7 protein-coding genes are annotated in these 13,024 nt (G+C 61.7%); 5 read left to right on the top strand and 2 right to left on the bottom strand.

Annotated elements, in window-relative coordinates; all coding sequences use genetic code 11:
* Window positions 1-96: 96 nt before the first annotated feature.
* From BUB53_RS00110 to BUB53_RS00095, 4 genes are all read left to right on the top strand, one after another.
* Window positions 97-1,218, top strand: coding sequence for an efflux RND transporter periplasmic adaptor subunit (locus BUB53_RS00110; RefSeq protein ID WP_073031350.1), 1,122 nt, complete (start codon window positions 97-99; stop codon window positions 1,216-1,218).
* Window positions 1,215-4,307, top strand: coding sequence for an efflux RND transporter permease subunit (locus BUB53_RS00105; protein ID WP_073031348.1), 3,093 nt, complete (start codon window positions 1,215-1,217; stop codon window positions 4,305-4,307). Before BUB53_RS00110 ends, BUB53_RS00105 begins: the two co-directional genes overlap by 4 nt.
* A gap of 93 nt (window positions 4,308-4,400) precedes the next feature.
* The gene (locus BUB53_RS00100) at window positions 4,401-6,203 is read left to right on the top strand and encodes an autotransporter assembly complex protein TamA (RefSeq protein WP_229709468.1); all 1,803 of its coding nucleotides are present in this window, start codon (window positions 4,401-4,403) and stop codon (window positions 6,201-6,203) included.
* Entirely contained in the window at window positions 6,203-9,973 is a 3,771-nt protein-coding gene (locus BUB53_RS00095; protein ID WP_073031346.1) for a translocation/assembly module TamB domain-containing protein, read from the top strand. Before BUB53_RS00100 ends, BUB53_RS00095 begins: the two co-directional genes overlap by 1 nt.
* Window positions 9,974-10,052: 79 nt before the next feature.
* Here the strand turns inward: BUB53_RS00095 and BUB53_RS00090 are convergent, their stop codons facing one another.
* Window positions 10,053-10,700: a phosphoribosyltransferase gene (locus BUB53_RS00090; protein ID WP_073031344.1), complete on the bottom strand. Its 648-nt coding sequence runs from the start codon at window positions 10,698-10,700 to the stop codon at window positions 10,053-10,055.
* 126 nt (window positions 10,701-10,826) lie between these two features.
* Window positions 10,827-11,750, bottom strand: a complete 924-nt coding sequence (locus BUB53_RS00085) for a LysR family transcriptional regulator (RefSeq protein ID WP_073031342.1) — start codon at window positions 11,748-11,750, stop codon at window positions 10,827-10,829.
* 166 nt (window positions 11,751-11,916) lie between these two features.
* On the opposite strand from BUB53_RS00085, the gene BUB53_RS00080 reads away from it, so the two are divergent.
* Window positions 11,917-12,927, top strand: a complete 1,011-nt coding sequence (locus BUB53_RS00080; protein WP_073031340.1) for a TAXI family TRAP transporter solute-binding subunit — start codon at window positions 11,917-11,919, stop codon at window positions 12,925-12,927.
* Window positions 12,928-13,024: the final 97 nt, after the last annotated feature.

Genomic DNA, 13,024 nt, shown 5'->3' with positions numbered 1-13,024 from the left:
TTGACAACGCTTTGTGAGTTGTCATCGCTTTTTCCTGCTATAACCTCCAGTAGACCCGCAAGCATCCCGCTGCGGGCTGGTTTGGAGATTGTCTGCGTGTCTGTATGGAAACAACTCTTCCTTCTGTGTCTGCTGGGGGCCTTGGCCTACGGCGGATACGAGGGATATCAACGCTATCTGTCCCGTTCTGACACATCCGTTTCCGCCGACAATGCAGAAATGACCGGCAGTTCGACCATAGTCGAAGTCTCCGCAGCAAGCGTCGCAACGCTGCGCCATACGGTCGAAGCCGTCGGAACCACACGCGCCAGGCAATCCATCGAGATCGTACCCGAAGCCGAAGGCCGGATCGTGGAACTGGCGATCACACCCGGTGCCAAGGTTGAACAGGGCGCGGTGCTGGTCCGTCTGGACGATGTCATCGCACGCGCCGATCTTGCCGAGGCGGAGGCCCGTCTCAAGGAGCGTACGCAAGCCCTTGACCGTATCCGGCAGCTGCGCCGCACCAACGCAGCCGCCGAAGCGACCCTTGAAGAGGCCGAGGCACGTCGGGCCGAAGCCCTGGCTCAGTTGGACCGGGCAGCCCGGCATCTGGAGGAACGCACAATCACTGCGCCATTCGCGGGGATCGTTGGCCTCAGCAACGTGGACACCGGGGCGCGCGTGGATCAAAGCACATTGATCACGAAACTGGATGATCTCGACGAGGTCGAGATCGAATTCGCATTGCCCGAAACCCTGTTCGCACAGGTTTCGATGGGTCAGATCGTGACGGCCACCAGCGCAGCGTTCCCCGGTGAACAATTCGAGGGTCGGATCGAAGCCAAGGACAGCCGGATTGACCCGGTGAGCCGTTCGTTCCGCACGCGCGCCATCCTGCCAAATCCCGAAGGCACGCTGCCCGCGGGTATGTTCATGTCGCTGGAGTTGGTCCTGTCCGAAGCCGAGCGTGTCGTCGTCCCCGAAGAGGCCCTGGTGTTTCAGGCCGCTGAAACGTATGTCTTCGTGGTTGAAGACGGAACCGCACGCCGTGTCCCGCTCATGACCGGGCAGCGGCGCGACGGTATGGTCGCGGTGTTGGCGGGGCTTGAGGTTGGAGATCTGGTCGTGATCCGGGGGTTGCAAACCCTTCGCGACGGAAGCCCCGTCGAGATTCTCGGTGAAGAAGCCGGCAACGAAAATACAGCGCAAGCCGAGTCCGAGGACGACAACACATGACCCTGTCGGATATATCTGTCCGTCGTCCCGTTCTGGCCGCTGTCGCCAGCCTCTTGCTAATCGTGTTCGGCCTCGGGGCGCTGCGGGATGTCCCGGTACGAGAGTTGCCGGACGTAGACAATGCCGTGGTGTCAATCACCACGACCTATCACGGTGCTGCCCCCGAAGTCATCGACACGGACATTACCGAAACCATCGAAGGGGCCGTGGCCTCAATTGCGGGTATTCGTTCGATCAGTTCAGAAAGCCGTCAGGGCCGCTCGCGCGTCACGATTGAATTCGAGGCGGGACAGAACGTGGATGTGGCCGCCAATGACGTGCGCGATGCGGTCGGCCGGGTATTGGACGATCTCCCAGAAGACGCCGACCAGCCCGAGGTCGAAAAAGCCGATGCCGATGCCGATCCGGTGATGCGTCTGGCGGTAATGTCGGACCGGATGACGACCGCGGAAATCACCGACTATGTAGACCGTTTTATCGTGGATCGCCTGGCGACACTTAATGGCGTGGCGAATGTGAACGTCTACGGTGACCGGTCCTTTGCAGTGCGCATCTGGCTGGACCGGCGGGCATTGGCTGCGCGCAAACTGACCGTCGCCGATGTGGAACAAGCCCTGCGCCGCAACAACCTGGAGCTTCCGGCTGGCGAAGTCGAATCGCGGGATCGTCAGTTGACGGTACGCCTGAACAGCCGTCTGGCGGGGGTCGAAGACTTTCGCGACGTGGTGCTGGACAGGGTGGCCGGATATCCCGTGCGCCTGCGCGACGTGGCGCGGGTGGAGCCGGGTGTGGAAAACGACACCACCATTGCCCGAAGCGACGGGCGGGATTCGGTCGGCATGGCGATCCAGCGGCAGAGCCAGTCGAACACCCTGCAAATTTCCAACGCCGTGCGTGCCGAAGTCGCCCGCCTGACCCCGACCCTGCCCGAAGGCATGGAAATCATCATCGGATCGGATGATGCCCTTTTTGTAGGGGCCTCGATCCGCGAAGTGGTAACGGCCCTGGCCATCTCGCTGGCGCTGGTCGTGCTGGTGATCCTGCTGTTCCTGCGCAGTGTCCGGGCCACATTGATCCCGGCCATCACGATCCCGGTGTCGCTGTTGGGCTGCATCATCCTGATTGCGGTGTGGGGCTTTTCGGTAAACACCCTTACCCTGCTTGCGCTGCTGCTTGCCATCGGGCTGGTGGTGGATGACGCAATCGTGGTGCTGGAAAACATTCAGCGCCGGATCGAGAACGGCGAAACGCCACTGGTCGCCAGCCTGAGGGGTGCACGTCAGGTGACCTTTGCCGTGCTGGCAACCTCGGTCACGCTGATCGCTGTCTTCGTGCCGCTATCGTTCATGCCCGGTCAGGTGGGACGTTTGTTTGTCGAATTCGGTTGGGTCATGGCCGGCACCGTCGCGATTTCCACCTTCGTGGCACTGACCGCCTGCCCTGCCCTTGCCTCCAAGGTGCTCAAGGCTGGAACGGGCGTAGCCCCTTCTGACGAATACGCACCGCGCGGCTGGTTGCAGAAAAGTTATGCCGCGCTGCTGGCCCGTGTCTTACGCATGCCACTGGTGGTTCTGGTGATCGCAGTGGCGGCCTCGGGCAGCGCATATTTTTTCTATGACAGCCTGCCGCGCGAATTGGCCCCGCGCGAAGATCGCGGCGTGGGTTTCGTACCGCTGACCGCACCACAGGGCAGTACCGTGGCCTATACGGATCAGGCCGCCCGGCAAGTCGAGGCCATTCTTGCCCCGCTGCGCGAGGAAGGCATAATCGAGACCGTTTTCACCTTTACCGGCTGGGGCAATCGTGCATGGCGTTCCTTTGTGGTGTTTCGTCTCGCCCCCTGGGAAGAACGCAACCTGCCCGTGTCCGATGTCGTTCGTCGCATTTCACCGCAAATGGAGCAGTTGACGATCGCACGGGGCTTCCCCGTCACACCAGCCGGGCTGGGCCTGAGGGGCAATTCCACTCCGGTCCAGGTGATCGTCGGCGGGCCGGATTTCGACAGCGTCAAACGCTGGTCGGAGCAATTGCTTGACCGGGCCGAAACCATCGACGGGCTCGTCAATCCCGAAATCAATTTCGAACAGAACCTGCCGCAGCTCGACGTGACCATCGACCGCGAACGCGCCGACGATCTCGGCATTTCCGTGGATACCATCGCCAATACGATGCAAACGATGCTGGCCTCGCGGCAGGTGACGACCTTTGTCAGCCGCGGACGCGAATATCCGGTGATCGCACAGGCCGAACAGGCGGATCGCCGCACGCCCTCCGATATCAACAATATCTTTGTGCGTTCCGGTGACGGGGAAACTCTGGTGCCTCTCGGGGCCTTGGTAAGCGTAACCGAAAACGCCGCGGCCTCGTCTTTGCGCCGGTTCGACCGCTTACCGTCGATCCAGTTGTCCGGGGCTTTGGCCCCCGGTGCCGATCTGGGCACGGTCCTGAACGAAGTCGAAATGGCAGCTGCCGAAATATTACCTGCCGAAGCCACGCTTGGCTACGAAGGGCAATCGCGCACATTCAAAGATACGTCCGCCGGGGTGGGGCTGGTCTTTGGCCTCTCAGTATTGATCGTATTTCTGGTACTGGCCGCCCAGTTCGAGAGTTTCCTGCATCCGATCACAATCCTGCTGACCGTTCCGGCTGGCGTGGCGGGCGCAGTCTATGCGATGGCCATCGGCGGGCTGTCGATCAATGTTTACAGTCAGATCGGGATCATCCTGTTGATCGGTCTGGTCGCCAAGAACGGAATCCTGATCGTGGAGTTCGCCAACCAGCTGCGCGACGAGGGGCTGGAAGTGCGCGATGCAGTCTTGCAGGCCTCGGTCCTGCGGTTGCGGCCAATCATCATGACCGTGGTTTCGACCGTTCTTGGCGCCCTGCCCCTGGTTCTGGCCACGGGGGCCGGGGCTGAAAGCCGCAATGCGATCGGCACCGTGATCATTGCCGGTCTGTTGTTCGCCACACTCCTGATGCTGGTCGTGACGCCAATTCTATACGATCTCCTGGCGCGCTTGACTCGCCCGCGCGGGGCTGTTGAAAAAGCACTGGAACAAGAGTTGAGACAGGCCGAGCAAATAAAGTGATTCAATGGTGGCGGTTTTCTGCCAAGATCGGATTTTACCCATCTAAGGCCGGGGGAATCGGGATATGTACACTCGGGGAACTGGAGTGCTCAGGTGGGTAGCAAGGTAAAGATCGGACAGTTTTTCAGCGCAGTTCTGCTGGGTGCCGGGATCGGTGCAGGCACGGCTTGCGCAACGGAATGGGGTCTTGTGGCGCCCGGAGCGCCGAAGGATCTTGCCGATCAGTTACGGGCTGTTTCCACCGTCGGAGATACCGCCGAGCGCGAGGAAACGACACCGCAGGACCTGCTGGCTGCCGCACGGGCGGACTACGCCCGCATGGTCAGTGTCCTTTACGAGTCCGGGTATTATAGCGGCACGGTAAACATCGCCGTGGACGGACGTGAAGCCGCTGAAATCCCGCCCTTGGCCGCGCCCTCCCGGATCGACAACATCGCTATTCTGGTTCTGCCCGGCCCTCGCTTCGCTTTTTCCACCGCACGTATCGCGCCCATCGTCCCCAGTACGGAACTGCCCGAGGGGTTTGCACCGGGTGAACCTGCCCGCAGTGGATTGATAAGCGAGGCCGCGCGCGCCGGTATCGACGGATGGCGCGAATTCGGTCATGCCAAGGCCGATATCCGCGACCAACAGATCACCGCCAATCACCCCCGCCGCACCCTGTCCGCCGATGTCCGGCTTGATCCGGGTCCAAGGCTTCGTTTCGGCGACCTGATCATCATGAACCGCGGGGCTGTCCGCCCCGAACGTATCCGCGCCATAGCCGGGCTGCCGACCGGACAGACATTCTCACCCGACGCACTTGCCGAGGCCGAGCGCAGGTTACGGCGCACCGGGGCTTTCAGTTCGGTCAGGCTGGCGGAATCCGAGACCATCAGCCCCGGTCAGCGCCTTGATATCGAGGCCGGTCTGGTCGATGCCAAGCCACGCAGGATCGGTATCGGGGCCGAATTGTCGTCGCTCGAAGGGTTCGGACTATCGGCCTTCTGGATGCATCGCAACCTGCTGGGCGGGGCCGAGCGGCTGCGGATTGAGGGCGCGGTCGAAGGCATCGGCGGCGACACGGGCGGGCTCGATTATCACCTGTCGGGCCGCTTTGACCGCCCGGCGACCTTCACCCCGGAAACCGGTCTGTACCTCGAAACGACCCTGGCCGAGGAAGACGAACCCGACTATCGCGAACGCAGCCTGCAGGTCGGCGGCGGCCTGACCCATATCTTCAGCGACAAACTGACGGGCGAGGCCGGGCTGGCCTATCGCTACTCCGAGATCGACGACGATCTGGGGACACGCACACTGGAACATCTTCTGATGCCGCTCAGCCTGACCTATGACACGCGCAACGACCAACTGGATGCGACAAAGGGCCATTATGTCGATCTGAACGTAACGCCCTTTGTCGGTCTCAACGACGACTCGGGCGGTACGTGGGTAATGGGAGACGCACGTGGCTACTGGGGGTTTGGCGCAGATGACCGGTTCGTTTTTGCCGCACGCGCGCAAATCGGCTCGGTCAGCGGAGCCAGCCTGAGCGAACTGCCACCGGGAATGCTGTTCTACTCGGGAGGGGCCGGAACCGTACGCGGCCAGCCCTATCAGGACCTGGCGATTGATCTCGGTGGAGGGCGCCGTATCGGCGGACGGTCTTTCATGGCCTTTTCCGGGGAAATACGCGCGCCGCTCAAGGGCAATTTCTCGGCCGTCGCGTTTTATGACATCGGGTTTGTCGGGCGTGACAGCTGGAGCACCGATGACGGCGATTGGCACAGCGGCGTGGGCCTTGGCCTGCGGTATGCCACGGGCATCGGGCCGATCCGGGTCGATCTTGCGACACCCGTCGATGGCGGCAAAAGCGGAAATGTCGAACTCTATATCGGCATTGGACAGGCATTCTGATGCGCACGGTTTTATCCATAGCGATCTTCCTTGTCTGGGCGACGGGCCTGTGGGCCCAGAACGCGGATGACAGCGCCGAAACTGCCCGTGATCGCGGCCTTTTGCAGGGGTTCATCGAAGACAACCTGTCGGATGCCGGACGCGAGGTTCGCATCGAAGGCTTTGCCGGTGCCCTGTCGTCGCAGGCCACGCTGGAGGAGATGACCATTGCCGACGATCAAGGGGTATGGCTCACTCTGCGCGGGGTGACGCTCGACTGGACGCGCAGTGCGCTGTTGCGCGGGCGGCTCGAGGTCGACCGCCTGACCGCCGAGGAAATCCTTATACCGCGCCTGCCTCAAACCGAAGGAGGCGTCGAAACCGAGGATGCCGTCGCACAACCCTTTGCCCTGCCCGATCTGCCGGTTTCGGTCCAGATTGGTGAGTTGCGTGCGGACAAGGTCGCGCTCGGGGCACCGATTTTGGGTGAGGCGGCGGATTTTTCTGCGGAAGGCGCGCTGTCATTGGCCGGAGGCGCGGGGGATGCGACCCTCACCATCGAGCGTCTGGAGCGCAACGACACCTTCACGCTCGAAGCGGAATATAGCAACGAAACCCGGATTCTGGCCCTTGATCTGGACCTGACCGAAGATCAGGGCGGCATCCTTTCGGGCGTGTTGAACCTGCCCGAACGCCCCGCACTCGGGCTTCGCGTGACAGGAGAAGGCCCAATTGACGCTTATGAGGCACGGGTTGCATTGACGCGCAATGGTGTGCAGCGTCTCGGAGGAACTGTCTCGACCGAATCAGTTTCCCAGGCACCGGATGCACCCGACACGCAAGATGCCGTTACCCGTCGTTTCGCGGCTCGTCTGGGTGGGGATATCCGGCCGTTCTTTACGTCCGAACTCCGCCGCTTTTTTGGTGCCAGGTCACGTCTTGTGCTGAACGGATGGCGCACGGCTGGCGGTGGAACAGTGCTGGAAGAGATGACCTTGCAGACGGCACAACTGCAACTTTCCGGCGGTTTGGAACTGGATTCGCGCGGATGGCCGGTGCGCTTCGATCTGGATGGCAGCCTTGGCGGTGAGGGACTTGTCCGCCTGCCGGTGTCCGGACCTCCCCTGCGCCTTGAAACGGCGCAGATCAGCGCCGCGTATGATGCGTCACTGGGCGAAACATGGCGAGCCACCGCACAGATGGTCGGGTTGCAGCAGGAGGGTCTGCGTTTGCAACACGCGCAACTCGCCGGAGACGGGCGTATCGTGCTGGAGGGGGTCCGCCAGGTATCGGGCGATATGAATTTCGCGCTCAGCGGGTTGCAGCATGACGATCCCGCGCTCGCCCAGGCGATCGGCCCCGCCCCCGAAGGCCGGACGCAATTTTCCTGGCGCGATGGCGAGCCGTTCCATATCCGTAACCTGGCCCTGTCCAGCGGTGACCTGACCCTGTCCGCAACTGGCAATGTAGACGGGCTTGCAGACGGGTTTCCCGTCTCGGGGAACGCCACGCTTCAGGCAGGTGACCTGACGCGCTTTGCCGCCATTGCAGAGCGCGACCTTGCAGGGAGTGCCGAGGCGAACCTGTCCGGAACAGCGGCGATCCTGGGCGGCGCGTTCGATCTGAACCTGGACGCAACGACAAATGCCCTGGCCATTGGCGAACCACGCCTTGACCGTTTGCTGGTCCCCGAAACCCGCCTGAACATCGCCGTGCAGCGCGATGAAACCGGCACCGCTCTGAAACGGTTGTCTGTCGATAGTTCTGCGGTCGAGGCATTGATTTCAGGCAGGCTGGATGAAACCTCGGGAACGCTGAACGTCGATGCGAGGCTCAGCGATGTTTCTCTGGTCGAACCACGCCTTGCCGGCCCGGCCAGCGTGACGGGCGATATCGGCTGGACACAATCCGGCGGCCTGACCCTGACCGGACTGAACGCACAGGTGGCCGATGCGACCCTGACCGCCACGGGGCAGCTTGATCCAGCGGACCCTGCCCTGCCCGTCAACGGCACGGCAACGCTCGAGGCAGCCGACCTCGCACGGTTTGCGCGACTGGCGGGCCGTCCATTGGCCGGGCAACTGTCATTGCAGGCAACCGGCGAGGGCGCTGTCAAAGGCGATACTGCAATGATCGACGCCACGTTGAACGGTCAAAATCTGCGCAGCGGCATTGCGTCGCTGGACAACTTGTTGACCGGAACCGTCAGCGCACGGCTGGATGCGTCGCGATCAGACGGTATGATCGACCTTCGCACGCTTCGGCTCGACACCCCGCGCCTGACGGTCGATGCCAACGGGTCCGGGGCTGGCGCGCCGGTCCAGATCACGGCCCGTCTGGCCAATCTCGGCCTTCTGGCCGACGGTCTTGACGGCCCGGCCGAAGCGCGCGGCACCGTTCGCCTGCGTGACGACATGGGGCGCGACATCGCCGTCGACCTGAACGCCAGCGGCCCCGGCGGTACGGTGGCACAAGTTTCGGGAACCATCCGGGACCATGGCCAGTCACTAGACCTGACAATGAACGGAAACGCGCCGCTTGCACTGGCAAATCGCTTCATAGCGCCACGGTCGGCCTCCGGCATGGCCCGGTTTGATTTGCGTATCGCCGGAGCCCCCGCCCTTTCCTCGGCTTCGGGGCGGATTACCCTGACCGACGGGCGTGTCGCGCTTCCTTCGTTGTCGATGGCTTTCGCCAATATGAACGGAACCATCGACCTGACCGGAGAACGCGCCAACCTGCAAATCAGCGCCGACGGTCGCGAAGGAGGATCGGTCTTGCTACGCGGGCCGATCAATCTGGCAGCGCCATATCCTGCCGACCTGTCCATCCTGCTGAATGCCCTGCGCCAAAGCGATCCCGATCTCTACACGACACAGGTCAGCGGCATGGTTACGGTCAATGGGCCATTGCTGGGCGGCGCAAGGATCGGCGGGCAACTGCAACTGGATGAAACCGAAATTCGCGTGCCGTCTTCCACGATTGCCAGCGTCGGTCTGCTTCCGCAAATTCGACATGTCGGAGAACCTTCAAACGTGACCACGACCCGCCGCCGCGCCGGCCTTATCCAGGAGGAAGAGCCACCGGCCGGGCCCGCTCTGGCGTTGGATCTGACCATTTCTGCGCCCAACCGTATTTTCGTCCGGGGGCGCGGGCTCGATGCGGAACTCGGCGGACGGATCAGGGTCACCGGAACGACCAATGACGTGGTGCCGAGCGGTATGTTCGAACTCATCCGAGGTCGCCTGGACATTCTGGGCAAACGCCTGATCCTCGACGAAGGGCGCATCGACCTGCGCGGGGCTTTCGATCCGTATCTGCGCTTTGTGGCAAGTACGGAGTCCGAAGATGCCACTCTGCGCGTTGTTATCGATGGCCTGGCGAGCGCGCCGGAGATAACTTTCACCTCGACACCCGACCTTCCGCAGGAAGAGGTCGTCGCAAGACTGATCTTTGGCCGGGGATTGGACAAGATTTCCGCATTCCAGGCCGCGCAGCTGGCCGCGGCGGTCGCAACACTCGCCGGGCGTATGGACGATGGATTGCTGGGCGGGCTACGGGAATCCGTCGGCCTGAGCAATCTCGACGTCACCACAGCCGACGACGGATCGACCCAGCTCAGTGCAGGGGCCTATGTCAGTGAGAACATCTACTCCGAGATCAGTGCAGACAGCGGAGGCAATCAGCAGATCGACCTGAATCTCGACCTCTCGCGCAGTGTGACTGTAAAGGGGCGGCTCGACTCCGAAGGCAGCACCGGCATCGGCATCTATTTCGAGAAAGATTATTGAGCCTTTCCTTTGCTCAGATGCCGTCGCCGGACCTGCGAGGGGTTCAGACTGTTCGACAGGCGTTTTTCATGTCGAACAATCAGGTCGCAAAATCCTGCTGCATAAGGTCGATGACCATGGAATCGGCAACCTGATCGAACACCCGATATGCCCCGCCCACGGCACCGAAATGCAAATGGGGTTCCGGGCAAACGATGCGGTCGACCTGATTCTCCAGGTCCGCCAGAACATCGGCGCAGGCAACCGGAACCGCAAGAATGATGCGCTTTGGCCTCTGCTGCCGCAATGCCACCAGGGCGGATCGAACTGTGGTGCCTGTGGCAATACCGTCATCCACCAGAATCACGGTTTTCCCGCGCACCGGCACTTTGGGCCTTTGCCCCAGATACGCCTGCCGCCTGCGTTCCAGTTCATCCAGTTCGGGCTCGGCCAGTCTTGCGACATCCTCGCGGGTCAACCCATAAAGCTGTGCAACGCTCTCGTTGACCACAAGGCCGTCATTCCCCGGCCCCGTCACTGCTCCTATCGCAAGTTCCGGATTTTGCGGGGCGCCGACTTTGCGGACCAGAAGCAAATCCAGAGGCACGTTGAGCGCGCGGGCGATCACCGCACCAATGGGCACCCCTCCACGAGGCAATGCCAGCACCACGATATCATCGTCCATGAGGGGCGGCAGGGCTTCGAGAACCTGCCGCGCAGCATCTTCCCTGTCCTGATAGATCGTCATCGCATCGGCCTTTTCCAGTGATCGGTTTTCGGGATTGATGACAAGTCTACCATATCGGCGTTCACCTTCGGAGGGGCGGCGGAACCGCAGGCATGTGGCAATCAGCCATGCCCCGACAAATGCGCCTCAAAATACGGCGTTGATACGTTGCACTTCCTCGATCCACATTTCCGTGAAGGCCGACGCCAGATGGGATGGCGGCCGATGTGCCGGCGTCAGGACATTGAACCCCACTTCGATCTTCGGCTCGAACGGTCGGAACGCGATACCGCATGCCTGGACCCCGCGATATTGCCGATAGCTTTCCGCGCTCAGAACATCGACCACGGCACAGGCTTCTCCGAGTTCGACGAAGTTCAGCAACGGGATGAAATACTGCGTCTGGAACCGTGGCCGAAACACGGCCCCCGCCTGATGAAAGGCGTCTTTGGTGTCGCGATAGGTTGCATGCCGTTCATTGAGGGTGGCCATTGGCCTGCCATTCAGGTCCTCAGGGGTAATCACCGGCTTCGAGGCCAGCGGATCGTCCGCAGGCACCGCACACAGACAAAGGGTGGCGGTGGGTTTGATCGTCACGAGTTGCGACGATCCGGCGAAGTCCTCTCCCAGGTCCGCAATGCCCAGGTCATAAGACTGTGTTGAAATCAATTGATGGACCTGCGGCGAACTGCGGGTCAGGATCGTGACATGGATATCCTGCCGGTCATGGGTCAGTTGGCTGACCAGACGCGGCAACAGGAATACCGATGGTCCGGGCATGGCCACCAGTCGCAATTCGCCCCGCGTCAGCGCCTTCAGATTTTGCAGGTTTTCCCGAGCCGTATCCATGCGGCCGATGATCTCGGTGGCTTCGGCCAGCAGGTAATGCGCCTCGGGCACGGGGTGCAACCGCCGGGACCGGCGTTCGAACAGAGGCATCCCCAGTTCATCCTCCAGCGAAGCGATCGCGGTACTGATGGCGGGCTGCGTTCTCCCGAGGTTACGTGCCGCCTGCGAGACGGTGCCACACAGCATGACTTCGCGAAAGGCGCTGAGTTGGGACAGATTCATGGGCACCTTATATAAGCACTTTTTATAATATTCAAAAAATTTTCGATTTGTGTTTATGATCCGCAGCGTGCACCGTGCCATTGGACGGGGGCGGTCGCTCCTGTTTGAACAACTGCGCACCCCAAAAAGCGCAGGATCAATCATTCCTCAGGGAGATATGCACACAATGGGACGACTCAGAAATTTCACCATCGCAGCAATTGCCGGTCTTGGCATGGCCCTGCCCGCCGCGGCGCAGGACATGAAGTTCTTCCGCATCGGCACCGGCAGCGCGGGCGGCACCTATTTCCCGATTGGCGGGATTATCGCCAATGCCATTTCCAACCCTCCGGGGTCGCGCCCCTGCGAAGAAGGCGGCAACTGCGGCGTGCCGGGGCTGGTGGCCATCGCGCAATCGACCAACGCATCAGCCCACAACGTAAACGCCGTGCAGGCCGGTCAGATGGAAGCGGGCCTGACAGGTGCCGCAACACTGCATTTCGCCTATAACGGCACGGATGTCTTCGAAGGCAACGCCAAGCCCGATCTGCGCGTGATCGCCAACCTGTTCCCCGAAGACCTGCACCTTGTCCTGCCGAAAGGCGCGAAACTGGACAGCCTGGCCGATCTGGAAGGCAAACGCGTCGGTATCGCGCAGGCCGGTTCCGGCACGCAAATCGCGATTGAACTGATCCTTGCGACGCAAGGCATCACCCGCGACAACATCGAAGAGGCCGAACTGAACAACACCCAAAGCGCCGAGAGGCTGGCCGACGGTCAGCTGGATGCCTATTTCTACGCCGCCGGCACCCCGGTCGCCGCGATGATCCAGCTCGATAACACCAAGGGCATGGAGCTTTACGACTGGAGCGAGGAAGAGTTGACAGCTGGCAACGAGGCCGTGCCGTATTACATCAAGTCGATGATCCCCGCAGGTACCTATCCGGGCGTCGACTATGACGTCGATACGCTTGCCGTTTCCGGCATTCTGGTGACCAACGCCAATCAGGACGAAGAGCTGATCTACGAGATCACCAAGGCGCTGTGGTCCGACACGGCACGCAAACTGATGGACAACGGCCACCCTAAGGCCAAGGTGATCACTCTGGACACCGCGCTTGACGGTGTCGAAGGCATCGGCGTGCCCCTGCATCCGGGGGCCGAACGCTTCTACAAAGAAGCGGGCATGCTGGACTGACCAAGTCCGCGCAGCACCGGGCCAGCCTGATCAGGTTGGCCCGTTTTCTCTGGTGCGCCCGAAGCGCGCCGCCATTCCCTATTGCCGAGGAATTGCC

Origin of the sequence: Roseovarius pacificus (assembly GCF_900142665.1) — a bacterium.
In the GTDB taxonomy this organism is placed as follows: Bacteria; Pseudomonadota; Alphaproteobacteria; order Rhodobacterales; family Rhodobacteraceae; genus Roseovarius; species Roseovarius pacificus.
Note: the sequence above shows the minus strand (reverse complement) of the source record. Positions and strands in the feature narration are given on the sequence as shown.

Bases quoted from the DNA above. Each gene is read 5' to 3' on its own strand.
- BUB53_RS00105 (WP_073031348.1), top strand. From the start codon at position 1,215: ATGACCCTGTCGGATATATCTGTCCGTCGTCCCGTTCTGGCCGCTGTC.
- BUB53_RS00095 (WP_073031346.1), top strand. From the start codon at position 6,203: ATGCGCACGGTTTTATCCATAGCGATCTTCCTTGTCTGGGCGACGGGC.
- BUB53_RS00090 (WP_073031344.1), bottom strand. From the start codon at position 10,700: ATGACGATCTATCAGGACAGGGAAGATGCTGCGCGGCAGGTTCTCGAA.
- BUB53_RS00085 (WP_073031342.1), bottom strand. From the start codon at position 11,750: ATGAATCTGTCCCAACTCAGCGCCTTTCGCGAAGTCATGCTGTGTGGC.
- BUB53_RS00080 (WP_073031340.1), top strand. From the start codon at position 11,917: ATGGGACGACTCAGAAATTTCACCATCGCAGCAATTGCCGGTCTTGGC.